Origin of the sequence: Paenibacillus sp. FSL K6-2862 (genome assembly GCF_038005125.1) — a bacterium.
Taxonomy (GTDB): Bacteria; Bacillota; Bacilli; order Paenibacillales; family Paenibacillaceae; genus Paenibacillus; species Paenibacillus illinoisensis_A.
Window position 1 is genome coordinate 5493265 of sequence record NZ_JBBOSN010000001.1, and the last position, 26074, is coordinate 5519338.

Consider the following 26074-nt stretch of genomic DNA (forward strand, 5'->3'; position numbering starts at 1 on the left):
AAAAAAAGAATCGGACGCTACATGCAGCCGCCCGATTCTACGAATGTAACCTTACTTATTTTCCGCTCTCCAGGCATCAAGCTGGCTTTGGGCTTCAGCCATTACCTTCTCAAGACCGGCTTGATTGAACTTCTCAATGACCTGATCCAAGTTGGTCGCCGGGTCCAGCGTACCAGTCATCAATGCGGCCCAGTATTGTTCTTTCACGTTTTGTACAGCTGTCAATTCAGCAGAAACGTTGCTTGCATCAAAGTTGAAGCTGAGGATTGGGGAGTTCACACCTTCAGCATTAAATTTCTTGAACTCATCCCATTTGTTATCCGGATCGTTGTTGTTCAGATAGAGCAGCATGTTGTTACCAAGGGAATACGAAGGCATGTCATAGTTCTTCGATTCAGCCAGGTTTTCCATATGTGTATCGTCCACTTTTTTGTAGTGCGTGCCCTCGATACCGGAGTCCACCATGTTGCGCAGCACTGGATCCGTATTGAGCAGGTTCAGGAATTCCATTGCTTTTTCCGGGTACTCGGAGTTGGCGGAGATCGCCATGATGGATCCTTGTACAGAAGTGTTTGTGATGATTGCATCACTTGCCGGAGTGGAAACGACAGGATATCCATAACTTGCAGACCATTGATTGTCAGCCAGCGGTTGAGTCTGTGCACGATCCAGGAACCAGTTACCCGATGTCGTCAGGTCGTTGGTTGATCCTGTTGTTGCTGCCTCTGCAGATACATAGCCAGCTTTGTAATATTTGTTCATCGTTGTGAGCGCTTCCTTCATTTCAGGAGTCTCCAGGATGTTCACGAGCTTGTAATCCGTTGTGTCTAGTTTGATTGCCATAGGCAAATTTTGAATGACATAGTCATAAGGAACGTAAGGGACATAGTTTTTATCCATCGCAAACGGCGTCACACTTGGCTCATTTTCCTTGATTGTTTTGAGCAAAGGTTCGAGACTGTCCAAGGTGCGGATATTGGAGATGTCCAGGTTGTACTTATCGAGCAGTGTTTTGTTGAAACGCCATACTTCTTGCTGCGGCAGTTCTTTGTTGGCTGGAATACCGTAGTTATGACCATCCACTTTGGAACCGCTGAGGAATGCCGGGTCAATCGTGTCCATCAGATCCTTGCCATATTTGGGGAGCAGTTCATCCAATTCCAAGAACGCGCCTTTTCTGGCATTCTGAACATAGTCGAATCCGCCCGAAGAGGTGAACAGAATGTCCATAGGCTCACCGGAAGCCACATTCACCTGCATCTTTTGAGGATAGTCACCCCAATCGACCATTTTCATGGTTACGGTAGCATTGATTTTTTCCTTGGTATACTTGCTGACTTCTTCCATGACCTTGTTCACATCTTTTTGCGGGGTACCGATGGTGTACCAGATCAGCTCGACTGAATCATCTCCAGCCCCGCCGGATTCCGAAGCACTCTCGCTTCCACCGCAGGCACTCAGTACAAGTGTAACGGCCATTAATAATGCCAGGACGAGAGAAAAACTTTTTCTTTTTTTAAGCATTGTTTAGATCCTCCCTTTTCGTTTTCCCATAAGCACTAACGAACTAACTGCTATAACCTTATCGAATGAAAGCATTTTCAAAAAGAAGATAAACTTAAGTTTTCGGGGTACAAATTAAAGAGATATTCTTCCTGACTCTTGTTTTTGTCCCTAATTTAATAAATCGCTTACATGAAAGAGACATGCCGGGTAACATCTGGCATTGAACTCTTCGCATGCCACTGTTGTTCCCGAAATGTCTCTTATACGTTGAGTCCGCAGATCGATTCTTCCCGTCACCGAATTAATTAAAAACCTTGAAATCGGTCGGTGAAATGCCTACATATTTGCGGAATTGCTTATAAAAATATCCTGTCTCCCAATATCCAACGTTTCTAGCGATCTCATGCACCTTCAGATTGGAGCTGCGCAGCTGTTCCTTGGCACGCTCGATCCGGTATTTATTGATGTACTCGGCAAAGGTCTCTCCTGTCTCCTTATGAAACAGCTGTCCAAGATACACAGGATGCAGATGATAATGAGCCCCTAGCAGCTTGAGGGAAAGCTCTTCTGCGTAATGCTTCTCGATATGCTGAAGCACCTGGCTCACAATCGGGTTTTTCAGATCCTGCAGCAGAGATTCGATCGTCTCGCTCCCCACTTGCTGAAGGGCCTGCACCAGTTCGGCAAAGGTACTGCTGTCCAGCACCCGTCTTAACCCCTTTTGGTAAATGACAGACTCATCCGTATGCTTAATGCTCTCCAGCTCCATTTTGAAACGAATAACCAATTCGAGTGCCGTATGCTGCAGTTCCACAGGAGTCATCCCGTCGCGATACTGTTCAAAATCCGTTTGAATTCGTTCTGAAAGCTGTTCGGTATTGCGGGATAACATCAGCTTGGCATATTCCTTCCAGTCGAAGGAGAAACGACTGCCAGCACTGCTTCCCGTTTCAAGAATCGCATGATCAATCACTTTAAGATCCGGGTAGATCATCACATACTGCAGAGCGCGCTTGGCTTCTTTGTAACTCACGGGTGCCTGATGAATGCCCTTCGCCATGCTCCCCATACCAATATAAACTGACGGGTGCGCTTCTGAGATCTGCCTGGATAAACAGGTGACGCAATCCATAAACATCTGTCTATCGACTTGCTGCTCGTCCACACTCGCGATCATGACAATATCGCCATCCAGATCATGAAAAGTACTCACATAAGGCTTGTCTGCAAGTAAACGCTGAACTTGATCAAATATGCCCGGCTCTTCACCCTTCGTACGGAGAATGGCAATGCCATAGCATGGACCATCAAGTGTAAGATTCATGAACAGAGAACGCTCTTCAAATTCCGCCGTTGCGATCTGTCCCGTCAACCATCGATGAAGAATGTTGTCCTTCAAAATTTGAATGCCATAGGCATCATAACTTGTTTTTGCTGGCACTTGTTCCAGCTTGGAGGCCGTGTTTCGCAGCGTTGATTCCAGCTCCTCCACATTGATCGGCTTGAGCAGATAATTTTCGATCCCCAGCTGCATTGCTTCCTTCAAGTATTCGAACTCATTGAATCCGCTGAGAATAATCACTTTAAGGTCAGGCTGGACACGCCTTGCTTCCCGAATCAGATCCAGTCCATTCATAATGGGCATCGAAATATCCGTGATCAGAATGTCGACAGGTTGGGCAGACAGCGCTTGGAGCGCCGCCTGGCCATTGCCGGCATGGTTTACAATTTCCATTCCAAATGAAGACCAATCCACAATTTCGTATAATCCTTCAATGATGAATGGCTCATCGTCCACAATAAATACCTTATACATGCTAAACACCTGTCCCTTCCGTATGAGGATAACGCACCCTGATCAGCGTTCCTTCTCCAAGCGTACTCTCTATCGTTATTCCAAACTCCGGTCCATACAGGTAGCGCAGACGACTGTGCACACTGCGTAGCCCAAACATTTGTCCTGATTCCTCCGGACGATCGAGTTCTTCACGAATTTCAGCCAATCTGGCAGGATCAATGCCTTTGCCATTATCTCTGACCTCCACCTGCAGCACATCACCAAGCTCTTCCACCACAATAGACAACCAGTTATCCGAGCGTTCCGTCTGAATTCCGTGCACGACATAGTTTTCAATGATCGGCTGCAGGGACAGCTTGACCACAGGATGTTGATTATGCACAGGATCCAATTGAATCGTATAGGTGAAGATATCCTTATAACGGATTCGAAAGAGTTCCAGATATAGACGGCAAGCCTCCATCTCATCCTTCAATGTGTAGTTTTTCTTCTGCTGAACAAGGCTCTTGAAGAGCACGGATAAGCTGTATATCATCTCACCCACATCCCTTGCCCCTTGGGAAATGGCTCTCATACGAATCACTTCAAGCGTGTTATAGAGAAAATGGGGATTAATTCTGGCCTGCAGAGCAACCAGCTCCGTCTCCTTTTGTTTGATCTCGGCCTTGTACACCCGCTCAATATACAAATTCAGTTCATCCAGCATATCGTTAAAGCTGTGCGAGATCTGTCCAAGCTCATCATCACGGGGGTCGTCGATACGCGCACTGAGATTGCCATACTTCACCTTCTGCGTAAATCGGATAATTCTCCGGGTACGTTTCGCAAAGTTAATGATAAAAAACGCCGGAACGAGCACAGCAAACAGGGTACTTACGATGCTAATTGAAATAATGGTATTCCGAATACCTGCATAGGCCTCAGCCATCTCTTCCACAGGAACCGTAGCCACAATCACATAGCCCTGATCTGCCGAGACAAACTTGTTTACATACATGTTTTTTTCCTTTTTCATCGAATCCATGTCGGTCTGATCAAACAGCGAATCCGCAACTTCAACATAAGGATACTTCTTGCCGTAATAGTTGCTGCTGGAGTCAAATAACACGTTACCTTTGGCCGACAGTACCACGATTTCTCCCTTAAAGTTGCTCTCATAACTATCAAGTGCATTTCCAATACCTGCAGAGTCAAAAAAAACGAGGAACTGCCCCAGATTCCGCAGCGTCTGCGTATTGTTGATGGGAACACGAATCGCATACAGGTCCGGGCTCCATTCATTGATCTCTTTGCGAATCCAGTAGTTGGGTGCACTGATATTAGGCGTTTCCATGGCCATCACGTCAGGAATATACGAATGGGCTGCATTGGTATCCAGCTTCTTGAATTGCTTATTGGGGCTGAACATGGACATGTCCTGGCGCTCTGCACTATATAACATCAACTGATGGATATCCGCATTTCGGTCCATGATATTCTGGAAATGTTTCAGTACATCTGCGGAATAGTCATCCTGATTGGCGTAATATCCATTGGTGAGATGCTGGACATAATCTGCATAGGTGTGGCTCATCAGATAGGAGATATTGGCTGACAACGCCTCGTTCTGATGCATGTCTCTCACCATATTTTGTACAGACTCATACTGCTGATGAATATATCGGTCCACACTTTCCATCGCAGCCTTTTGGATAGCCAGCTCACGACGGATCGTAGAGTCGGACACCGATAGAAAAATGATATACGACAGCGTAATAATCGTCACAATCGAAATCATCGAGAAAATAAACAGCATTTTCATAAACATATTATTTTTGAAGAAATTATTGTAAACGCTAACAATTTTCAAATCGCATGTTCCCCCCGATGCGGTTGTCCTGTCTGAATTATATCATTTGCCTTCTGACATTAACTTCCCACCTCGAACTTTTCTTTAGTTTCTACCTGCCTTTCTTTAATTTCGCCCTATTTGAAAATGCTTTCATGCTCTATCGTTAACCATAAGTTTATATTTGTGTAAACGAATACCTTACATTCAGTCCACTTGAAGGAGGAACAGCATGACACGCAAACTCAAACCGAAAGGCATCATTCCCAAGGTAACTGCACTGGCCATTACAACAGCTCTGGTCGGTCAGTTGGTCGCCTCATCTGTCTATGCGGGGGATACACTTCCCTACTCAGGTGAAAGTGCCAAAGGCGCCAATCAGCCCTATCAGCATGGCTACACCTCTGCACAGATTCTGAATTGGACACCCGAGAGTGACATCTATGGAGAGCAGCTTCGTGCACATGTACCACTGCAGCCGCGTAATGATGCCTTTGCCGCCACGCAGGCCTACCCCGAACTTAGCCCGGATACCCAGCTCTTTACGATGAGTGGTGATTACGGCAATGCGTTCTTCGACAGTACCCCTTATACGAACGAATTTAGCCAGTATCTGTTCAATTATTGGCAATATACAGACTATTACAGCTATTGGCATGGCATGGCTTCTGCCGGAGTGCCGGAAGAGCTGTATGACCCGAATAAGGAGTGGACAGAGCGATATTTCGAGTTCGGTATTCTGAACATTCCGAACCCGGCTTACACCAATGCCGCGCATAAAAACGGCGTTCGTTCCATTGCCAACATTTTCTTCTCCGATAATGACCGTGGTCCCCAAACGTACAAGCAGATGCTCGTACAGGATGAAGACGGAAATTTCCCGGTCGCTGTCAAATTGGCCGAGATGGCCAAGTACTACAATTATGATGGATACTTCTTCAATCAGGAAGAGGTAGCGAGGGGCGTTGCCCCTGAAGACATTCCATCCTACAAAAAATTCATGCAATATTTAAGGGATCAAGGCCTGTATGTTCAGTGGTATGACTCTACGATTAATACGACAGGACAGATCCAATATCAGAATGAGTTTAACGAACTCAACAGCCCATTCGTACAGGACACCGCTCTCGGCAGGGTTTCGGATTCCATTTTTCTGAACTATGTCTGGAACCATGAGATGCTGCAGGATTCACGTGATCATGCGATCAGCCTTGGACTGGATCCGCTGGAAACGGTCTTTGCCGGCGTTGAAGGCGGCCATGACCGATTTGGACGGTGGAAACAGCTCTATGACCTGCGCAACAATCTGGATGAGAACGGTCAGCCGATGAACAGCATAGCAACGCTCGGTGCAGATTTTACCCACAATGCCCTTGATGAAGAGATGGGCGATGGAAGCACCAATCACAGAGCTGAAGACGAATATCAGTGGATGACCTTTGTGCGCGATCGTGCCTGGTGGTCTGGACCGAATCAGGACCCTACCGAAGCCCGCCGCAATGCGTCGGTTGATCTGTCGGACGTCTACGCTTCTGGCGCCAATTGGGACGGCATAGCCGCCTACCTTACGGAACGTTCCGTCGTTAATGGTTCAAACTTTGCTACGAACTTCAATACCGGACATGGTCTGCAATATTATGAAAACGGGAAAGTATCCAATGATACCGAATGGTCCAACATCAACATCCAGGACATCCCTGTCACCTGGCAGTGGTGGATGGAAAGTGAAGGGGATAAGCTGAGTGTTGATTTTGACTATGGCCCAACCTATGAAAAAGGTGCCCGTTACCAGTACGATTCCATTGGGGCCTTCAATGGTGGCAGTTCTCTTGTCGTTAACGGTGACCTAAACGCGGAGAACTTCCTGCGTCTGTACAAAACAGATCTGTCCGTTAATGCGAAGTCTACATTGGAACTCACTTATAACAAACCATCGAAGAGCGATACGTCCACCCTGCAAGTCGGTTTAATTCTGGAAGATGATCCATCCCATGTGGTCAAAGTCAATATTCCGAATTCAGGCAAACAAACGAAAGGCTGGACAACAGCTTCCCTGGATTTGAGTGCCTATGCGGGCCAAAACATTGCGGCTTTCGGACTGGTATTTGACCCAAATGGGAAAACGATTGAAGATTATCAGATGAATATCGGTGAAATCCGTATCTTCGATGGATCTGCGGCCAAACCAGATGCTCCTACAAGTTTCCACATCGCCAAGTCTCTGACCAATACAGATGAACTCGTTGTGGAATGGGATATGGAAGACTATTCGAAAGTTAAGCAATACAATTTATATGAAAATGGATCCTATGTTGGCGGAATATATGATTCCACCTATTACATCAAATCTTTGAAAAACCGTTCTGGTGAGCTGTCTATTCGTGCCGTAGGCGCAGATGGCCGTGAGAGCGAACCTGCAACCCTGTCCTATAATTTGGATGCAGCCGTTCAGGATATTCAAGTGAAATTTAACAAACAGGGCGATGCCACTGTCAGCTGGAAATACCCTAAGAAAACCAAAGGCAAGGAAGCGATTGAGCTCACCCTGCAAACCGAATATACGAATGAGCCTTTCACAAAGACCGTTCAGGTCAAGAAAGGGAAATCTTCGGGTGTTCTGACGGGATTGCCAACGAATGGTGAACACTACGTGCTCAACATTGCCATAGGCAAGCAACAACCAGTCACAGTTACTGGACAACTGGCTGATCATCAGATTACACCATACGCGAAAGAAAAGGTCACGGTAAATGATGGAAAATACACCCTTGCCCTGCCTGATCTGGAGGACTGGTACAAGATCTATGTTTACGAAAATGAAGTGCCTCGCGAATTCGGGGTGACTTACGTTACGCAAAAATTCCCTTACATTATCCGGGGAAGAACCAAGCTGAGTGAGATGACCTTCACACCAGCTTCCAACAGCAGCTCGCTCAAGCTCGTGATCGAAGACTATGCAGGCAATAAAGCAACGACCATCTTAAGATAGACGATTTCAGCAAATGAAATATTAACCCTGTAAGAAAATTACACCCTAATTAGCAGCAGCCCTTTCCACTTCCAACAGAAGGCGGAGAGGGCTTACTTTATAGGATGAGATATGTACATGGCGCTATTCGTACATAGGCGCAATCTTGCAAAAAGGCGAGCCTCCTTTAATTAGGGGACTCGCCTTGGGTCTCTTTTATAAACAAGAAATTTTATGAAGTTCCTTTTTGCTTGCTCGCCTGCATCTGCTGGGCGAATCGCATCATCTCTTCAAACTCTTCCTCGGATACTCCATCGCTTTCAGCGGCAACATCCTGAACAATCGGGATTTCGGGTTTGGCTTTGGCTCCTTTGCCGTATGTACGGGAACGGGTTCCGGCTGCACCAGCAGCCTGCTTGCCTTTTACCTTGGCCTGGTCACGAATATATTGGACTGCCTTCTCATATGAATTGACCTGCTTCAGCAGCATATTGGAAGCGATCGCTTCAACGAAATTACGGTTAATCCGCTGTTCTCCGCCTGACACCAGAAGCTGCATCAAGTAATGGATAAGAACATTAATGACTTCCCCAGGCAGCTTATAGCTCAGATCAATTTTCTCAAAGATATCGACCAGATTATCCGGTACGGCTCCTGGGAAAAACGTCTGTAAAAGCCGTGTATATGGTTCATTACGAAGCATCATATTGTATTGATGAATATCGCATTTGGTGGCAAACTGCGGTGGAACCTCCACATAGTATTCCATCTGCACCACATGTTCCACTGGCGGTTCTCCGGAATCGCTCTGCTGCTCAGGCTCGTCCAGATGCTGCCTCAGGGCGACCACTTTGGCTGCCTGTACAGTCTGCTGCTCCTGACGTTTCTTCGTCTGACGGAACTGCAAGCTTGCCTTATGCTGAAGATCGTCCAACATCAGCTGTCCTTGCGGACTGAAGATATCATCCTCATCCAGTAAACGGCACACGTCCTGCACACTGAGATTGAACTTGTTCACCACATAATTCACAATGCCCAGCTGCTCATGATCAAATCTTAGCTTTTCCACATGACGACGGTTCACCGACTCGCGCGGAAAACGCAAAATAATGTCGGCGTAGTTCAACGTAAGCTCTTCCGCCGCGACACTTGTCCCACTCCGCTGTGCGGATGTGGATACTTCCGAGAGCGCCTGCTCAAGCTCGTAATCTATAACATGCGTATTCAGTTCGAATATATCGTAAAAAGGAACCGAGATATTTTCTTTACTCGCTGCCGGATAAGGTGCATCTCCGTTCTCCACTGCCGAAAATCCCGAACGCAGGGAGAGAACAGCAAACTTGCCAATCTTGTCACGAAGCAGCAGTGTCAAATGCTGTGTACGGAAGAATTCTGCCGGTGACAGCGGTGGCTGCAGCTCATATTCATAGATGTAATCATCATTCTCCGGAATGTAAAGGCGTGACGTCTGAAGCAATCCGACCGCTTCCAGCTTGGAAGCCTGCTCCACCAAATACTTGCGGCCCTTCTCACTTGGCTCGAGTCCAAGTGTCATGAACAACTTTCGCTGCTGTTCAAGGGGTGAGTAACCGACCTGTTCACCGGGAAGATGCTGAAACAACAGCCGATACAAGCCAATCGCGAAAGCACCTACCATGGGCTGATATGCTCCGGTAAGCATACGGTCGTCCAGAGCACTAAGTCCAAACTCCCTGTATACGCAGTAGCGATGATGTTCCGTATAATGCAGCAAATTCTTCATGCGCATGGCTTGATCTCCTTCTCCCCAAAAGTGTGTTTATCTATTCTATCATAAATGCCTGATCTTCAAATGTTCAAAAACAGGTAAAAAGATGGCCTGTTCTCGCTCCGTTTCGTCCTAGGTCGACAGCATTCACGTTTTCGCAGAGTTGCTAGAATACTATAAAAGCTCCAGCCATATAAAACAAGTGAAACTATTTAGAAATAGTTATCCACATGTGTATGCAGCTCAGCGGATCAATTATGTCTATTTTCATTACATATGACAAAAAGCCCTCCCTTTGCTCGCGTAAGCGGTTACGAGAAAGGCAAGACTCTTTGTTTCAATTATCCATGGCAGTCAGGGCAAGATATGAAGCTCAGCCGGTTAAAACATTTTATACCCGCCCAGTCGAAGTTTGCGAATGGTCCAACCACTGATGATTGCACCTGCTAGCCCAGCCACACCGGTCAGATAATCGACAATCTGGAACGAGCCCAGATGGGTCATCAGTGAAGCCGTGTGATCCCACAAGGAATACACCACAACAGGCAGGATCACAATGATGAACAGGTAAGAAGGAAACCAGGTAGTCTTCATCAACATATTCAGAATGAAACCGATCCCAAACATCATCACGAAAAATAACACCATTAATACCAGCACAGGTATAAACTGCATCGGGTGACGTTCACCTCTTCTTATGAACTCAGGGCTTATTTTGCATAACTTACTGTATTTTCTTCTCTGGCTAGTAGATAGTGTACCGCAAAAAATGTGGCGAAGCAACGAACTTTCTGGATAAATCCTCCTATATTCATGTTCTCTTCATTTGCCCTTGTGCTCAATGTTGGGATACAATGTAAACGATATAGTTTTTCTTAACCGTCCCTCATGGGATTTGGAAATATAAACTGCAGGAGGAACAGAACCAATGAACGAAGCCGCATCAACACTGGAGGGCTGGTATGCCCTGCATGACTTCCGCTCGATTAACTGGGCCGCTTGGAAAGCAGCCGATGACGAGGAACGTGCCGTAGCACTGGACGAGCTTCAAGAGTTTTGGAAAGAATGGAAGGATGTCGAAGATTCTTCCAAAGGAAGCACTGTGGTCTATACTGTAGTCGGCCAAAAAGCTGACCTTGTCATGATGCACCTGCGTGAAACACTTGAGGACCTCAAGGCCGTCGAGAACGCGTTCAACAAAACGATGTTTGCACAATACACGACCAAATCGTATTCCTACGTCAGCGTCGTGGAACTGAGCAACTATCTTGGCAAAGAAGGCGAAGATCCGATGCAAAACCCGGAAATCGTTGCACGTCTCAAGCCGGTATTGCCGCAGCGCCAGTACATCTGCTTCTACCCAATGAACAAAAAACGCGAATTGGCCGACAACTGGTACATGCTGTCCATGGACGAACGCCGCAGTATGATGCGCAGCCATGGCATGATTGGTCGCAGCTATGCTGGTAAAGTTAAACAGATCATTACCGGATCCGTTGGTTTCGACGATTGGGAATGGGGCGTTACCCTGTTTGCAGACGATGCACTCCAGTTCAAAAAACTGGTTTACGAAATGCGGTTTGATGAAGTTAGCGCACGTTATGGCGAATTCGGTTCGTTCTATGTGGGAAGCCTGCTGGGCGAAGGTTCGCTGGAAGATATGCTGAAACTGTAAGTAAAACACAAAAGCACCGATGACACTCCCAAGGGGAAAGTCACCGGTGCTTTTTTATGGTATTCATTATATCCAGAAATGTTCAAACTCCGAATTAATCCCGGTCCTCTTCTTCTTCCATTGCCTTGAGCGATTCCAGAAACTCGGCCGTGGCCCGGTCACGATCCCGTCCCTTTTCCTTCAACCGCTCAATTGCAGGCAGGATGAGAATGTCTACTTCCTTTTGCACAATATAAGCCAGGTCATACTGGTTCTGCTCCTCAAGATAACCCCCTACCTGCATCAGGGCATTATAACGATCCAGCTCATCACGCGTAAGCAGGCCGCGAACTTGAACACTGCAATGTCTCATCCAAAAAACCGCCCCTTCTTCAGCACAAGCGGGATTCCACCGATGATGAACAAGTACCGGAGATCCACCAGTTTCTTCAGCTGGGCTGCTTTCCAGCCCTTATATTTTTTGCCGCCAACCACAGCAATGGCTTCCCCTTTACCAAGCGAAGCAACCGTTCCCTTGCTGGTAAACACAAAAGGCTGTGGCTGTTTTTTGCGAATGGCAGCGACAACGTTTTTGGCGCAGTTCACACCTTGCTGCATGGCAATCTGGGCTGTTGGTGGATATGGACGTCCTTCCCCGTTAAATACGAGTGAATTGTCCCCAATAACATAGACATGCTCATGTCCAGGAGCTCGCAAATATTCGTCCACTTTCACCCGGCCGCGCATCACTTCAAGTCCAGCCTGTTCAAGCAGTGCGTTACCACGGATTCCACCGGTCCATACCACCGTGGCAGCATCAATTTTTTCACCTTCACCCACAATGACACCATCCGGCAAACATTGCTTGATTGGAACACCGATTTTGAAGGTTACACCCTTCTTCTTGAGCACATTCATTGCATGCTCTACCAGCTCCGGATCGAAGCCAGGCAGGGCTGAAGGCGCTGCCTCTACGTTGTAGATATGCACATTTTTCGGATTTACGTCGAATTCCTTGCACAACTGCGGAATGCGGTCAGCAAGCTCCGCCACAAACTCAACTCCGCTGAAACCTGCCCCGCCAACTACAAAACGTATGCGGTTACGTTTATTATCGTTTTTGTACATGGCAAACTGATATTCGATATGCTCACGAATGAGTCGTACCGAGTTGATGCTGCGAATGGTCATGGCATGATCCAGCATGCCCGGAATACCGAAGGTCTCCGGTTCACCGCCGAGTCCAATAATCAGATAGTCATAAGATAACGTTCCATCTTCCAAAATGACCTTGCGATCCTGAAGACGAATCTCCTTTACTGACGACTTGACCAAATCAATCTTGAATTCATCAATCAGCTTGGAAATCGGCACCCTCGCATGCTCAATCGAATCCGTACCGGCTGCTGGCATATGTAGGTGGGTTGTAATATAGTGATAATCATGCCGATTCACCAATGTGACGTCGGCTTCATTATAATTTAATTCCTTCTGCAGCCGCTGGGCTGTTAAAATCCCGCCATAGCCCGCGCCGAGAATGACGATTTTGGGAATGCTGCTCATGTCTTAACCCCTTCCGGTTTCACTCACATCATCTACTTTTACAACATTTTGTATCTTCATTCGGGTAGCATTACCTTCAGCTGTACTTACTACAAAATATGGATGAGGTCTTATCCATATGACGACAAATGTTAACTTCACGAATTTATTTGAATATTTTGTATGTACATGTCCAATTAAAGTTGTGAAATTATACACAAGAATCAACAAATTACAGGTCTTGTCTTCGTTTTACAAATTGGCTTTTATTTAGACAAAAAAACACATAGTACAGGTCAAGAATATCTGTATTTCTGGTAAATATCAAGGTTTTTTTTGTTATCTTTCATAACCTTTCATTTCCAATTTCATCCTATTCTCACCTGATCTTCATCAATTGTTCCCATGTTAGTCCCGTTACCAACTTTGCAACCCAGTTTACACCGTTTATAATGAGAAAGACAGTTCAGCAACAAACGCTGGCTACATGAGGTATCCGGCTACATTATTTCTGTTAACTACCTATTAAAATAAGAAAGGTGTTGTTGATTCTTGACTGCACAAACTGCCGGTCATGACATGACCGATTTACTTATTATTGGTGGCGGCCCTGCGGGTCTGTTTGCCGCATTTTACGGAGGGATGCGTCAGGCATCCGTTACTCTCGTTGAAAGCATGCCACAACTTGGTGGACAATTGGCTGCGCTATATCCTGAAAAATACATTTATGACGTTGCAGGGTTCCCCAAAGTGACGGCTCAGGAATTGGTAAACAACCTGATTGAGCAGATGAGCCACTTTAACCCCAATATTCGTCTTGAAGAAAAAGTAGTATCCGTTGAAAAACTGGACGAGCGTCATTTCATCGTCAAAACCGATGTAAACGAGTATCATGCCAAAGCAGTAATCATCACTGCCGGTGTTGGTGCCTTCGAACCACGTCGCCTGGAACTTGAAGGTGCAGCCAAGTTCGAAAAATCGAATCTGCATTACTTCATCAGTGATTTGAATGCCTTTGCCGGCAAAAAAGTACTGATCAGTGGTGGCGGTGACTCTGCCGTAGACTGGGCACTTATGCTCGAGCCAATCGCAGAACAAGTAACCCTGATCCACCGTCGTGACAAATTCCGTGCACATGAGCACAGTGTGGAGAATCTGATGAACTCCAAAGTCAACGTGGTTACACCTACGGAGATTACGGAGCTGCACGGGGATGACGCTATTACCAAAGTCACCCTGTCACACGTCAAAACCAAAGAAACACAAGAAATTGACGTCGATGCCGTGATCGTCAACTTTGGATTTGTATCATCGCTCGGGCCTATTGCCGAGTGGGGTATTGAAATTGATAGCAACTCCATCGTTGTTGACTCCCGTATGGAAACATCCATTCCAGGCATTTTTGCTGCCGGGGATATTACAACATACCCAGGCAAGCTGAAGCTGATCGCTGTTGGGTTCGGTGAAGCACCAACCGCTGTGAACAACGCGAAGGTTTACTTCGACCCAGATGCGAAGTTGTCCCCAGGACACAGCAGTAATATGAAACGATAGTTTTACGCGAATCACATAAAAGGCACAAAAAAGGGTATCTTACTCCTGAACATTCAATATCAGGAGGGATACCCTTGTCTTATATATGCCCGCTGTGTAACGGTCTGGTTGTACCGGAGCAGGCTTGTCCCCACTGCCTTCAGGGACTGACAGAATGCGGCAAATTGGAAGATTACACCGGACCGTACAGCCCCTATTCGTTACAGACTTCCATGATAGAGGAAGACGAAAACGAAAACGGTTGCATGCATATGTTGTACTGTCACCATTGTCATACAAGCACCCTCTGGTCTGTAGCACAATGGGACATGTCCGGAAACCTATAACATTGCCTGCAATGAGGATCTCTAGTGAAGAATGGCAGATACGTCGGTACCCAGTTTGCGCTTATGGATTTCTGCCAATAGCAGCGCGATGAAATCTCTCTCGAGATTAAGTTCAATCGCCTTATGGTAGGAATCCAATAACATCTCATCGGATAACATAGCCATTTCCCGCCACAACCTTTCCTTTTTTTTCCTCAAAACTATCATATCAGAGATTTATATAGAGAACAAGCGTTCTGTTATCCACAAGGTTTTGTGGAAATCCTGTGCATAGGTTGTTGATAAATGGTAAAAATGTTGATTAAGCAACGTGGATAATGTGGACATAACTTATGCACAGGATCGTAACGTTTCTATTAGAACGAATGTGAGAGAATTTTTTTTTAGCGTCAACTCATAGTTTCAAGACTTATTCCGTGTAAATTACCCATTTTGTTTTTACTTCAAACGTTTTCCATAATATTTTCTCTATATGTTTATCGGTGTAATCTTGGTTTTTTTTATATTTTTTCACTTTTTTTATTGAGGTCTGGTGTTCACTTCCAGAATCCATATCTTCCCGGAGTGATCGAGCCCATAATCGAAACCGAGTTGACCTACACCTGGAAATTGCCTTTCCATAATCTGAGTGCATGTCAACGTCAATGAACGCATCTCCCGGCGTTTGTGTCTGGTGGATATATGAGGGAGGGATAAACCAAGTGCCCTTCTGCCTTGCAGCATCGTCCCGCCTTTGCTCAGATTGGTTACACACAATCCGGGACGAGCCAAGCGCCCTACCATGGAACGGAAAACCCAGCCTCGCTCGGTTTTGACGACTTTCACTCTGTAATCCACAGGTCTGCCCTGTATCGTTGCCAAATGAATTCCCTGCTGGATCAGGTATCTCCGTCTGACTTTAATCCGTACCAGCGAGCGATACATCTGGCCGTAGTTGGTAAATGTACGTGTAACTTTCATATGCGTATAGCGGTAGTTCCCCCCGCTTGTGGATACCCTGATAACACCATAACCTCCGCCACCGACTATAGGTTTGATATACACCATTCCATAACGGCTGAGCATGTGCAGCAGATTTCTCGAATTAAATGCCATCGTCTGCGGGATATGGACAGCTGCTACCGGATATTTCATCAGTGCTGCCGTCTTCAGCCATTTGCTTGCAAGCTGTCTTGACATGGGTTGATCTCCTTTCCTGAACAATGGTCCTTCCATATACATACTCAACAGAAGCCGTCCCCTCTTGGATGTCTGTCCAAGGCGGTTGCCCCTTTTCCGTAAGAAGTGTCTATAGGCTTGTTTATAGAAAGGCACACACGTCTGGTTCACTTTTCAAACGCATCAATCTGTCGTATGCTACTAAGGAATGTAATGGAAAGGCTTAAATAAGAGGATCTAAGGAGCGTTCAGAAAATATGGAAGCATTTTTCAAATCACTGTATGGCATAGCCTATTTCGCAATGTCCATTGTCCTGGTCGCCGTCACAGTACTTCTTTTCGTTACAGGTATTCGGCTGTTTATGAAGAAACGCAATCGCGGTTTTGCCGTAAGCTGCATACTGTTTGCCTGTTTCATTGTCTTCATTATTGTGGTAATGCTGACCACGCCCTTCTCCTCCACCCCTCCAGGTTCACCGGAAGCCATGGCTGCCCTGCTGCAACTTGGGTAGAATACCTGTCTAGAAGGAGATGCATATGAACTCAAAAGGAACTCTCGGTATTATCGATATTGGCTCCAACTCCATTCGTCTCGTTATTTACGAACTGGATCATGAAGGAGCCTACCGGATTATTCATGAAGATAAATATGCTGCGCGCCTCAGCAACGTGGTTGAAGAGGACGGGCAGATCCTGCGTCATTCGCTGGAAAAAGCCATCACGGTCTTGCAGCAATTCAAGGCTACTTGTGACGCATTCCAAACGAAAGTCATTCGTGCTGCGGCTACAGCTGCCATTCGCAATGCACGCAACGCTGCGCAGATCATTGGCTGGCTTGAAGAGGAGACCGGACTTGAGATTGAATGTGCCTCCGGAGATCAGGAAGCGTATTACGGCTTTCTTGGGGTTATTCAGTCCATTGATCTGCAGGATGGCTATGTCGTGGATATCGGAGGCGGTAGTACGGAAGTAACCGTATTCCGGGATCGCAAAAGACTCCACAGTATCTCTCTGCCCATTGGTGCCGTAAACTCGCATGCCAGGTATGGCGGGGAGGATTCCTGGTCTGAAGCAAATGTTGCTGCGCTGTGCAATGATGTCACTCAGGCACTGAAAGATCAGGATTGGATCCGTCAGCATCCAGGTCTTCCGCTCATCGGTCTTGGAGGTACCATGCGTACTTTGGCCAAAATTGAGCAAAAAAGAACACAATACTCGTTACCCGTAACCCACCACTACGAGATCAACGCTTCAGCTATGGAAAACCTGGCCAAATCACTGCCTTATCTCACATCAGGTCAGCGCAAAAAGGTGCCTGGTCTGGCGAAGGATCGTGCTGACATCATTGTGCCTGGTGTTCTGATTCTCAGAACGGTCTTCGACATTCTTCAGGGAGATCGTTATGTCGTAAGCGGAGCGGGATTGCGTGATGGGATTTTGCGTGATCTGATGGCCCCGCACCGGCCTGCCTCTCCTACTGCACTGGAGGACAGCATCCGCAACTTCATTCATTTTGGCCCGCCAGTTCCCGAGAAGAAGCTGAAACAAATCCATCAGGATGCAGCGGTGCTCTATGAGGCGTTGGAGGGGGACACACCCAAACCAGCAGATGCCCGAATCCTATATACCGCCTGCATGCTTCATGGGGCAGGAAAACAGATCAATTATTTCCGTTATCCCCAGCACTCGGCGTATTGGATTATGAATGCGGGCATATACGGACTTTCCCATCGGGAGACCGTGCTGACAGCTATCACAGCCGATTATCATCCCAAAAAAAGAACGCCCCAGCTGCTGAATAAGCACCGGGACATTCTGAAGGATTCGGATGAACGGCACGCTCACCGATTGGGCTCCATCTTGCGCATAGCCGAGGCCATTCATCGTTCGGAGCGAATCTCTGCGATACATGTAACCAAAGAAAACGGCTCGCTGCAGATCAAACTCATCTGCTCAGCCGAGCCGTTACTGGAAATGCATGGCCTGGAAGAAGCCGCCAAGGATCTGGAAGAAGCTTGGGACGTTAAGTTGACATACTCCACTCTGCTGGCTTCCAAGGAATAATGCCCATTGCCTCCGTCTGACTTCTCAGCGGGGGCTTTTCGTTTTCCACAAAAACATAATTGCCGCCAGGCATCAATTCCCTTGCCTTCACATTGTCATTCAGGGACAGATTCAGGATGTCGACAAGCATCTTCTTGAGTGACGGATCAAATACCGGGCACATCAGTTCAATTCTCCGTTTCAGATTCCGGGTCATCCAGTCTGCGCTGGAGATATATACATCCGGGTTCCCGCTATTCTCAAAGTAAAACAGACGAGAGTGCTCCAAAAATCGATCCACGATGCTGATCACCCGAATATTTTCGCTGAGTCCCTCAACACCTGGGCGAAGGCAGCACACCCCGCGGACAATTAAATCGATCTGTACACCTGCCTGGGATGCAACATATAATTCATCAATCATATCCTGGTGAGATAACGAGTTGATTTTGGCAATAATGCGGGCCCGTTTCCCCTTAAGTGCATGCTCTGTCTCCCTCCGTATGAGTGAAAACAGTTCATCCTTCATGCCATCTGGAGCAACGCGGAAAGCCTGCATGGCCTTCGGTCCCGAATAACCGGTTATTTCATTAAAGAGCTCCGATGCATCTTCACCAATGATCGGATTGGAGGTGAACAGTCCTACGTCAGTGTAGACCTTCGCCGTACTCTCGTTATAGTTGCCTGTTCCAACGTGAACATAACGTCTTAAGCCACTCTGTTCCCTGCGCACAACAAGAATAATTTTTGCATGGGTCTTCAAACCAACCAAACCATATACAACGTGGCAGCCTGCCTTTTCCAGCTTGCGCGCCCACGCAATGTTGCGTTCTTCATCAAAGCGTGCCTTCAACTCCACTACAACGGTCACTTGTTTGCCACTCTCAGCTGCATGAGCCAGAGCCGGAATGAGACGTGAATCCCCGTTTACCCGGTACAATGTCATCTTGATTGCCATGACTCGTGGATCTTCCGATGCCTCAAGGACAAAATCTGTGACTGGTTCAAACGATTCATAAGGATGATGAACGAGTACGTCCCGTTTGCGCAGCAGTTCAAAATGGCTCTCCCGCGGTAAAAATTCCGGCGGATACACCGGCTGAACGGGGCTATATTTCAAATGAGAGAAGCCTTCGATGCTGTCTACAAATCCAGCCAGGAAACTCAGATCCAGCGGACCATCAATTTCATATACCGGATCCTGAATCTCGAATTCCTCCTGCAATTCAAGCAGTGCATCTGAACGAAAATCCTTACGCACTTCCAGCCGGACAGGAGCTCCCCGGCGGCGGCGGCGCAATTCCTTCTCGATGGCTTCCAGCAAATCTTCCGCTTCCTCTTCATTAAAGGAGAGGTCCGCGTTACGGGTCAGCCTGAATTCCTGCACAGCCAGCGGAATATATCCGCTAAACAGGGTATGTGTATGATGTTTGATCAAATCTTCTATTAATATGAATGTTTTCTTTTTGCTGTTTGCACGCAGAGGTACGGGAACAACCCGCGGCAGATTCGAGGGGACCTGAACAATCGCAAAAAACGGCTCATCCTCCTGCTCCTCTTCCTTCTGAAGCATCACAGCGAGATAGACCGATTTATTATGCACCAGTGGAAATGGACGGCTCTGATCCACGGCCATGGGTGTCAATACAGGGAAAATAATATCATGAAAATATTGATCCATTGCCCGTTGCTGTGTTCCATTAAGCTCGTTATACTCTTGTAGAACAACACCCTTTTTGGCGAGCAGGCGAATCAATTCCCGATACGTTTTATATTGCTCAGCCACCATGGCACCTGTTCGTTTGATCAATCTCCGATATAAACCGGACGGGGTGTAGCCTGTGAAATCCTTTTGGGTAAATCCTGCTTTAATTTTCTCTTTCGTCTCTGCTACCCTTACACTCATGAACTCGTCCAGATTACTGGCTACAATCCCGAGAAATCTCAACCGTTCCAACAGAGGTGTGGTAGAATCCTGAGCCTCCTGAAGCACACGACGATTAAACTCAACCCAGCTTAAGTCACGGTTAACATAGTTGCCTGTTTTAATATCTCTATGCATGTATGGCCTCCGAATGTGTTGCATATCAATCCTTGTTTAGTTGGTTCTACTATAATTGTACTATCCGTGATTGGATACAAGCGTCATCGCAGTGTAAAATCAGTGTAAAATTTATGTAAATGATACCTCATGACGATAACTTTTTCCATCCCTTTACAAAGTGCAGTAGACAGAGTAAAGTGAGGTACAGTGCGATTTGGTCCGGTTGCTGTTCTTCTTCCAAATACGTCGTTTATTAAAGGAGTATATAATGAAATCGAATAAACCTAGAACGTTACAAAAAAATATAGAATTTTTCACCGCTGCCCTCTCCCAATGTGTCGTAACGGCATGGCAAGAAGACCCGGCTGGTGTATATTGCGAAGTGGGTCGCGGGATTGTCGAGCGGATCAGCGAAGATAGCGTGCGTATTCGTAACGAGAATGGAACGAAGAGTCATTATGCACGAGATATGACGATGTTCCAGACCGAAAAATAATTTACGTTAATACGAAAAAAAGACTAGCTTTCCGAAACCAGGTGTTGTATACTCTTGCCACAAGGAAAGGAGGTGCGTCAACATTTCTAATCACATGTTGAACGTGTCCCTTACCCGATCCACTAGCTCAAATTAAATGAGACTGGTGGAGGCGCGGGATACGGATCAAGGTTTTAAAAAGCGCCACGGGTAGAAAAGCCGTCTTCGGACGGCTTTTTTTATTTGTCCATTTTTGTGTAGGACCGAATAAAATGAAATGAAAAGAAAATGAAATTTTCAAATTTTTCTTAACTTATTGTCAATTAATTTATCAAGTGTTATGATTCAAATAATACAATGATACATTTTGTATCATCAATCGGAACACACTGGCTGTTAACCCTTGGTTTTATTTCATAGGCTGTAACGAAAGGTGGGTTGTGAATACATACACGGTACTCTTGCCTCAATAGACAAATAATCATTTTATAAATTGGAGATGGTGTTGACGTGAGTAAGAACCATACAATTCACGGACTGCGTGGATTATGTGCACTAATGGTTTTTGTCGGACATGTTATATCCATGTCGATTAACGGCGGTTACCTTACCATGAACGAGCACGCTACCTTGGTCTTGGCAGAAATCGGTGTTGATGTTTTCTTCATGATTAGTGGTTATCTTATTGTGCAAAGTTTAGTGAAACACGGGAAGATTGGACAGTTTGTCTATAATCGCATCATACGAATCTATCCGGTATATCTCCCCTTGCTTGTCATTATGTTTGTGGCAGGACCTGTAATTCAATTTGATTGGTTGGCCAATTTGACGGCTTCGGAATACATTCTGAATTTCATTTATGGATTGTTCATGCTTCCAGGTGTTTTTCCACTTGAAGAAGCTGTTCGTAATGCAAGAACACTCAGTTATGAATTTGCTTTTTACCTGGTCAGCGTCATTTTCTTCGTATCACTCAAACCCTTAAACAATAAATACATGAAGTGGTTTTTAATCATACTGGGTCTTGCCATCACTTTGGCTGTCGTCATTCGCATGCCGCGGGCACTGTTCTTTCTAACAGGAGTTCTGGCCTATTACGCTAGTGAGAAGTTTAATTTTCTCCCCTCCAAGCTGCACTCGCTCTTAGCCTTAATCATCATTTATCTGGCTACATACTTCGGGGATATTTATTTTTCGATCATCTTCGGCGTGTATTTCTTCTATCTGATCATCAAGGAACATGGAGTTTTATCAAATGTGTTGAGTACTCGCTTTTTCCAGTACTTCGGAACGATAAGCTACAGCTTTTATCTCCTGCATCCCTTTGCCCTATTTCCCTTCCAGCGAGTAATGGCGCGCTTCAATTTGCCTGATTATGTATCGGTATCCATCACATTTGTAGCCGGTCTGATTATCGCAACCTTAATCTCTCATATTTCTTATGAAGTCATAGAAAATCGCTTCACCAATCGTTATCTCAAACGCAAAAAACGTCCTATTACACCTCATGTACCCACTCCAGCACCACAGACAACACCGGTTAGCTGAAGCAGAAACTGCTGTGTATGAACAACCGTGCTCACTCAGGTTCGTACAGAACATCTCAAGAGGCTGTCCCAATGCGGGGCAGCTTCCTTGCATATTACCGATAAATCCATCAGAAGAGTGGTTTAAAAAACAACCAAAATATTGGAAATGAACCCTGTGGCGGTACAGTTCTCCCGCCTATAATTAGATTGCAACTCATTCTAATATTCAGGGAGGAATATTTTAATGGTCAGATTTGTAAGGGGTTACAAAACTTCAATTGTCCTTGTTCTCATTTTGTTGTTCACTTCGATTATGCTGCCCGCAGGTCAGCATGCCGGCGCAGCTCCCAGCTTCGCCAAAGGGGCAGATATCAGTTGGGTACCGGGCATGGAAGCGCAAGGTTACAAGTGGAAAGACAAAAATGGCGTACAGCGTGACATTATTGATATTTTGAAAAATGATTATCAGATCAATTCGGTTCGTATTCGGGTTTTCGTTAATCCATCCAATGATTATGGCAACGGATATATGAATAAGGATCGCGCCGCAGCTTTGGCACAGCGGGCCAAGAATGCGGGCATGAGCGTCATGTTGACTTTACACTACAGTGATTCATGGGCTGACCCTGGTCAACAAACCAAACCGGCTGCCTGGAAAAATTACACCTTCCAACAGCTGATGGATGCGGTATGGAATCATACACGTGACGTGATGACGGCCATGCAGAGCAAAGGGGTAACACCTGACTGGGTGCAGATCGGAAACGAAACCAGCAACGGCATGTTATGGGAGGATGGCTCGAACATGAAAAATTACGCTTGGCTGGTGAACACGGGCCATAATGCCGTCAAGTCCATGAGCACTGGAACCAAAACAATCGTGCATCTGGCGGGCGGAGACGATAACGCACTGTATGTATGGAATATTGGTGGATTAATCAATAATGGGGCTAACTTCGATATGATTGCCATGTCCCTCTATCCTTCGGCTTCCGGCTGGAACACAGCGGTGACGAACACGGTGAACAATGCGAAAGACCTGATCAATCGCTACGGCAAAGAAATCATCATTTCCGAGATCGGGATGGACAATAACCAGGCTGCTGCAGGCAAAAGCTTCGTGGCCGCCATGAAAAATCAAATTCGCAACCTGCCAAACGGAAAAGGAAAAGGCGTTTTTTACTGGGAGCCGCAAGCTACTCCAGGGTATAACGGTGGTTATGGCAAAGGCGCTTGGCAGTCGAATATGATGCCGACAGTGGTCATGGAAGGATTTATCGACTAAGGTCGAGTATGCGAAAAGGCGCTGACCCCGGTGGGCCAGTGTCTTTTTTACGATGTCTGGGCTGACACCGTTGGTTTTTTGGCATGCATACGAATATAATAAGCTACAAGAGAACTTATCGTTTCTAGAGGAGGTTCAGGGATGAGCTTTTTAAAAGGATTAGGACAGTTCGCAGGGGAAGTTACCGGAAAAGTACTTGGCGGCAGCGTAAGGGTTGTCGGTGAGATCGCAGGCAGTCCCTTTATTAAGGAGGTTGGCAACGGCGTAGAGAAAGCTACGATTAACACGGGGAAAACGGTAGGACAATTAGCAAGTGGTACATATGATCTGGCCAGCGGTACAATTCGAAAAGATGATGCAGCGGTCGAGGCAGGACTTGCCGATTTGGGAGATGCCGTGACCAACACGGCAAAGGGCGTTGCCGTTTCAGCCAAATATGTGTATAACGGTGGCAAAGATGTTGTCGTAGGCATGAAAGAAGAAGATATGGACCGAGTGAAGCTTGGTGCCAAGCATCTTCTGGCGGCTGCTGCAGTGACTACTCTTGCTGTTGGTGTCATCGATGCCGTTGATGGCGCTGATGGTATGGATACAACGAGCATTGTAGAGCCCACAGATATCACCTAATCCACCGAAAATTCGGTAAAATAAGCGCTTAATTCTTTCGCAGCATTAGCTACATCCATATCTCTATAATAAATGAAACGGACGCTGATCTATTGAAATGATCGGCGTCCGTTTTAGTTTTATATAAACAGGGTTACTTCGCTTCGCCTACGACAGTAAAGCGTTCGTTTTTGTGTTCTGCATTTTCAATTTCATCCACTAAGGCAATGGCATAGTCTGCATAGCTGATATAACTTTTGCCTTCACTGTTCAGAATGATGTGATCTTTACCCGTTTGATATTTTCCAGTGCGTGCACCTTCGGGATTGAAGAAGCTTGCCGGGCTAAGGAATGTCCATTGAATTCCGGAGGATGCTTGCAGGTCCTGGAGGTTTTTCCCTTGGTTTGTCGCTGTTGGTTTGTATGCATCAGGGAATCCTGGCGCATCAACGACACGCAGGGAGTGCGTCTCATCGGTGAACAGACTGCCAGCCCCGCCTATTACGATCAGGCGAGTTTGAGGAGCATCTTTCAGGATGTTGATCAGAGCCTGTCCCACTTCCACATGCAGATGTTCTTTTCCGGCTGGTGCGCCGAATGCATTAACAATAACGTCGAAGGATTGAGCATCCTTCGCAGTAAGATCGAATACATCCTTCTCCAATACGTTCAGGCTTTTGTCTTCCACCTTGGATGCGTTACGTACAATTGCAGTTACTTCATGGCCTCTGCTCGCTGCTTCTTTCAGGATCAGATTACCTGCCTTGCCTGTTGCGCCAATAATTCCGATTTTCATCATCATCTCTCCTTTAAGTTTGATTTGTGGGATAACTTATATTGTAACTATATTAGTTACAACTAAATCTGTCAACTATTCCTCGCTGTAAAAAATGATCATTTCGTCAAAACAAAAAGACCCTGATAGGTTATCCATTACAGACGTTCCTCATCATTACGGGTCTAAAATTTAGGTTTCACCAATATATTATTGCCTGTGCCGATCTCCTTGTCCGTTCTCTTACTTCATCGTTACTTTGCCTTCTTTCTGGATCGACTCATATGCAGCCAGAGCAATTGATGCGGCCTGTAAACCATCTTCCCCGGAGACGGGAACACGTTTCCCAGCTATGAGTGAGTCCACAAAATCCTGCAGCATATAATAATTCATACGCTCTCCCCAATAGCTCCACCTCGCTTTACCCTCTAGATCGCTGTATACTTCATTCGTCTGCGCAAAAGCATCCATATGTATGACGCCTTCTGTACCGATGATATCCAGCTTCACGTCTCCCCAGAACGGATAGCTCCGGTTTCTTGACCAGCTTGTATCAATGAACGCAATTATTCCCTGATCGAATTCGATATGCACCATCCCCGAATCTTCCACTTCCAGATCATGAAACAGGTGCCCTTGCTCCGCATATACCGCTAGCGGTTCCCGCTTAAATAACCACCGAAGCAGATCAGCTACATGCACCGTATGATCCAGAATCGCGCCTCCGCCAGATAGAGAAGACTCCACAAACCACCCCTCTGGTGCTGTCCCGCGATTGTATCCCTTAACCGCAATCACTTGCCCAATTTCCCCTCGTTCCAGCGCCCTCTTCGTCTCCAATACGGCAGGCAAATACCTGCATGGGAATGCAGTCATCAGTTGTACCCCGTATTTGGAACAGATTTCGATCATAATCTCCATTTCATCCATGCCCACTCCAAGCGGTTTTTCACATAAAATATGCTTGCCCGCGCGGGCACTTTCCATAACCATACTCGCATGATTCACGTTCTCTGAACATATAATTACGGCGTCTATCTCAGGAAGCTGCAGCATGCTGCGATAATCTTCATAATACGAGATGTGCTCATGTTCAAGAAGGTTCTGAACACGCTCCCTGTTCTCATCAGCGATGGCAACGACCTCCGCATTCTCAATCGCGATAAGCTCCCGATAGTAGCTAAAGGCATGAGAATGAGCGAAGCTAATCATGCCAATACGCAGCTTTTTCATCCG

At 46.3% G+C, this 26074-nt stretch carries 22 protein-coding genes; 10 read left to right on the forward strand and 12 right to left on the reverse strand.

Annotated features, from left to right (window positions below):
- Positions 1-51: 51 nt before the first annotated feature.
- The 3 genes from MHB82_RS24790 to MHB82_RS24800 form a co-directional block, all read right to left on the reverse strand.
- Positions 52-1524: an ABC transporter substrate-binding protein gene (locus tag MHB82_RS24790; RefSeq protein WP_095361285.1), complete on the reverse strand. Its 1473-nt coding sequence runs from the start codon at positions 1522-1524 to the stop codon at positions 52-54.
- 283 nt (positions 1525-1807) lie between these two features.
- Positions 1808-3322, reverse strand: a complete 1515-nt coding sequence (locus MHB82_RS24795; protein WP_110757042.1) for a response regulator transcription factor — start codon at positions 3320-3322, stop codon at positions 1808-1810.
- Between the two features lies 1 nt (position 3323).
- Positions 3324-5153 (reverse strand): sensor histidine kinase, encoded by a 1830-nt coding sequence (locus tag MHB82_RS24800; RefSeq protein WP_095361283.1) that lies wholly within the window; start codon positions 5151-5153, stop codon positions 3324-3326.
- A gap of 211 nt (positions 5154-5364) precedes the next feature.
- On the opposite strand from MHB82_RS24800, the gene MHB82_RS24805 reads away from it, so the two are divergent.
- Positions 5365-8121 carry an endo-beta-N-acetylglucosaminidase gene (locus MHB82_RS24805; protein ID WP_341176110.1) on the forward strand — a complete coding sequence of 919 codons (2757 nt, stop codon included), beginning with the start codon at positions 5365-5367 and terminating at the stop codon, positions 8119-8121.
- A gap of 211 nt (positions 8122-8332) precedes the next feature.
- Here the strand turns inward: MHB82_RS24805 and MHB82_RS24810 are convergent, their stop codons facing one another.
- Together MHB82_RS24810 and MHB82_RS24815 are read right to left on the reverse strand one after the other, a co-directional pair.
- Positions 8333-9868, reverse strand: a complete 1536-nt coding sequence (locus tag MHB82_RS24810) for a helicase DnaB (protein ID WP_095361280.1) — start codon at positions 9866-9868, stop codon at positions 8333-8335.
- Positions 9869-10228: 360 nt separating this feature from the next.
- Entirely contained in the window at positions 10229-10522 is a 294-nt protein-coding gene (locus MHB82_RS24815; protein ID WP_095292079.1) for a YuiB family protein, read from the reverse strand.
- Positions 10523-10775: 253 nt separating this feature from the next.
- Here MHB82_RS24815 and hemQ point away from each other — a divergent pair, with 253 nt between their 5' ends.
- Entirely contained in the window at positions 10776-11522 is a 747-nt protein-coding gene (gene hemQ / locus MHB82_RS24820; RefSeq protein ID WP_095361279.1) for a hydrogen peroxide-dependent heme synthase, read from the forward strand.
- A gap of 94 nt (positions 11523-11616) precedes the next feature.
- Here the strand turns inward: hemQ and MHB82_RS24825 are convergent, their stop codons facing one another.
- Both MHB82_RS24825 and MHB82_RS24830 read right to left on the reverse strand, forming a co-directional pair.
- Positions 11617-11874 (reverse strand): hypothetical protein, encoded by a 258-nt coding sequence (locus tag MHB82_RS24825; RefSeq protein ID WP_095361278.1) that lies wholly within the window; start codon positions 11872-11874, stop codon positions 11617-11619.
- Positions 11871-13064 carry an NAD(P)/FAD-dependent oxidoreductase gene (locus tag MHB82_RS24830; RefSeq protein ID WP_095361277.1) on the reverse strand — a complete coding sequence of 398 codons (1194 nt, stop codon included), beginning with the start codon at positions 13062-13064 and terminating at the stop codon, positions 11871-11873. The genes MHB82_RS24825 and MHB82_RS24830 overlap by 4 nt, the downstream gene beginning before the upstream one ends.
- A 558-nt stretch (positions 13065-13622) precedes the next feature.
- On the opposite strand from MHB82_RS24830, the gene MHB82_RS24835 reads away from it, so the two are divergent.
- Entirely contained in the window at positions 13623-14597 is a 975-nt protein-coding gene (locus tag MHB82_RS24835) for an NAD(P)/FAD-dependent oxidoreductase (RefSeq protein ID WP_217990005.1), read from the forward strand.
- 74 nt (positions 14598-14671) lie between these two features.
- A complete protein-coding gene (locus tag MHB82_RS24840; protein WP_095361275.1) occupies positions 14672-14923 on the forward strand; it encodes a hypothetical protein in 252 nt (83 codons plus the stop codon).
- 21 nt (positions 14924-14944) lie between these two features.
- On the opposite strand, the gene MHB82_RS24845 is transcribed toward MHB82_RS24840, so the two are convergent.
- On the reverse strand, positions 14945-15088 hold the full coding sequence (locus tag MHB82_RS24845; protein WP_017692430.1) for a sporulation histidine kinase inhibitor Sda: 144 nt from the start codon (positions 15086-15088) through the stop codon (positions 14945-14947).
- A 354-nt stretch (positions 15089-15442) separates the two neighbouring features.
- On the reverse strand, positions 15443-16102 hold the full coding sequence (locus tag MHB82_RS24850; RefSeq protein ID WP_095361274.1) for a YheC/YheD family protein: 660 nt from the start codon (positions 16100-16102) through the stop codon (positions 15443-15445).
- Positions 16103-16338: 236 nt separating this feature from the next.
- Between MHB82_RS24850 and MHB82_RS24855 the strand changes: the two genes are divergently transcribed.
- Positions 16339-16593: a hypothetical protein gene (locus MHB82_RS24855; RefSeq protein ID WP_095361273.1), complete on the forward strand. Its 255-nt coding sequence runs from the start codon at positions 16339-16341 to the stop codon at positions 16591-16593.
- 25 nt (positions 16594-16618) lie between these two features.
- The gene (locus tag MHB82_RS24860; protein WP_110757033.1) at positions 16619-18145 is read left to right on the forward strand and encodes a Ppx/GppA phosphatase family protein; all 1527 of its coding nucleotides are present in this window, start codon (positions 16619-16621) and stop codon (positions 18143-18145) included.
- Here the strand turns inward: MHB82_RS24860 and ppk1 are convergent.
- Positions 18105-20186: a polyphosphate kinase 1 gene (gene ppk1 / locus MHB82_RS24865; RefSeq protein WP_110757031.1), complete on the reverse strand. Its 2082-nt coding sequence runs from the start codon at positions 20184-20186 to the stop codon at positions 18105-18107. The genes MHB82_RS24860 and ppk1 overlap by 41 nt on opposite strands.
- Positions 20187-20436: 250 nt before the next feature.
- On the opposite strand from ppk1, the gene MHB82_RS24870 reads away from it, so the two are divergent.
- The 4 genes from MHB82_RS24870 to MHB82_RS24885 all read left to right on the forward strand — a co-directional run bounded on the left by MHB82_RS24870 (position 20437) and on the right by MHB82_RS24885 (position 24084).
- Entirely contained in the window at positions 20437-20664 is a 228-nt protein-coding gene (locus MHB82_RS24870; RefSeq protein ID WP_095292093.1) for a hypothetical protein, read from the forward strand.
- Positions 20665-21153: 489 nt separating this feature from the next.
- Positions 21154-22191: an acyltransferase family protein gene (locus MHB82_RS24875; protein ID WP_127538924.1), complete on the forward strand. Its 1038-nt coding sequence runs from the start codon at positions 21154-21156 to the stop codon at positions 22189-22191.
- Between the two features lie 294 nt (positions 22192-22485).
- On the forward strand, positions 22486-23457 hold the full coding sequence (locus MHB82_RS24880; RefSeq protein WP_445671271.1) for a glycoside hydrolase family 53 protein: 972 nt from the start codon (positions 22486-22488) through the stop codon (positions 23455-23457).
- Between the two features lie 141 nt (positions 23458-23598).
- Complete coding sequence (locus MHB82_RS24885) at positions 23599-24084, forward strand: hypothetical protein (RefSeq protein ID WP_341176112.1); 486 nt, start codon at positions 23599-23601, stop codon at positions 24082-24084.
- Positions 24085-24217: 133 nt separating this feature from the next.
- On the opposite strand, the gene MHB82_RS24890 is transcribed toward MHB82_RS24885, so the two are convergent.
- Together MHB82_RS24890 and MHB82_RS24895 are read right to left on the reverse strand one after the other, a co-directional pair.
- A complete protein-coding gene (locus MHB82_RS24890) occupies positions 24218-24859 on the reverse strand; it encodes an NAD(P)-dependent oxidoreductase (RefSeq protein ID WP_341176113.1) in 642 nt (213 codons plus the stop codon).
- Between the two features lie 222 nt (positions 24860-25081).
- Entirely contained in the window at positions 25082-26071 is a 990-nt protein-coding gene (locus MHB82_RS24895; protein ID WP_341176114.1) for a Gfo/Idh/MocA family protein, read from the reverse strand.
- Positions 26072-26074: the final 3 nt, after the last annotated feature.

Excerpts from the sequence above, each read along its gene's own strand:
- MHB82_RS24790 (WP_095361285.1), bottom strand. The coding sequence starts at position 1,524 with ATGCTTAAAAAAAGAAAAAGTTTTTCTCTCGTCCTGGCATTATTAATG.
- MHB82_RS24795 (WP_110757042.1), bottom strand. The coding sequence starts at position 3,322 with ATGTATAAGGTATTTATTGTGGACGATGAGCCATTCATCATTGAAGGA.
- MHB82_RS24805 (WP_341176110.1), top strand. The coding sequence starts at position 5,365 with ATGACACGCAAACTCAAACCGAAAGGCATCATTCCCAAGGTAACTGCA.
- MHB82_RS24810 (WP_095361280.1), bottom strand. The coding sequence starts at position 9,868 with ATGCGCATGAAGAATTTGCTGCATTATACGGAACATCATCGCTACTGC.
- MHB82_RS24815 (WP_095292079.1), bottom strand. The coding sequence starts at position 10,522 with ATGCAGTTTATACCTGTGCTGGTATTAATGGTGTTATTTTTCGTGATG.
- hemQ (WP_095361279.1), top strand. The coding sequence starts at position 10,776 with ATGAACGAAGCCGCATCAACACTGGAGGGCTGGTATGCCCTGCATGAC.
- MHB82_RS24825 (WP_095361278.1), bottom strand. The coding sequence starts at position 11,874 with ATGAGACATTGCAGTGTTCAAGTTCGCGGCCTGCTTACGCGTGATGAG.
- MHB82_RS24830 (WP_095361277.1), bottom strand. The coding sequence starts at position 13,064 with ATGAGCAGCATTCCCAAAATCGTCATTCTCGGCGCGGGCTATGGCGGG.
- MHB82_RS24835 (WP_217990005.1), top strand. The coding sequence starts at position 13,623 with ATGACCGATTTACTTATTATTGGTGGCGGCCCTGCGGGTCTGTTTGCC.
- MHB82_RS24845 (WP_017692430.1), bottom strand. The coding sequence starts at position 15,088 with ATGGCTATGTTATCCGATGAGATGTTATTGGATTCCTACCATAAGGCG.
- MHB82_RS24850 (WP_095361274.1), bottom strand. The coding sequence starts at position 16,102 with ATGTCAAGACAGCTTGCAAGCAAATGGCTGAAGACGGCAGCACTGATG.
- MHB82_RS24855 (WP_095361273.1), top strand. The coding sequence starts at position 16,339 with ATGGAAGCATTTTTCAAATCACTGTATGGCATAGCCTATTTCGCAATG.
- MHB82_RS24860 (WP_110757033.1), top strand. The coding sequence starts at position 16,619 with ATGAACTCAAAAGGAACTCTCGGTATTATCGATATTGGCTCCAACTCC.
- ppk1 (WP_110757031.1), bottom strand. The coding sequence starts at position 20,186 with ATGCATAGAGATATTAAAACAGGCAACTATGTTAACCGTGACTTAAGC.
- MHB82_RS24870 (WP_095292093.1), top strand. The coding sequence starts at position 20,437 with ATGAAATCGAATAAACCTAGAACGTTACAAAAAAATATAGAATTTTTC.
- MHB82_RS24880 (WP_445671271.1), top strand. The coding sequence starts at position 22,486 with ATGCTGCCCGCAGGTCAGCATGCCGGCGCAGCTCCCAGCTTCGCCAAA.
- MHB82_RS24885 (WP_341176112.1), top strand. The coding sequence starts at position 23,599 with ATGAGCTTTTTAAAAGGATTAGGACAGTTCGCAGGGGAAGTTACCGGA.
- MHB82_RS24890 (WP_341176113.1), bottom strand. The coding sequence starts at position 24,859 with ATGAAAATCGGAATTATTGGCGCAACAGGCAAGGCAGGTAATCTGATC.
- MHB82_RS24895 (WP_341176114.1), bottom strand. The coding sequence starts at position 26,071 with ATGAAAAAGCTGCGTATTGGCATGATTAGCTTCGCTCATTCTCATGCC.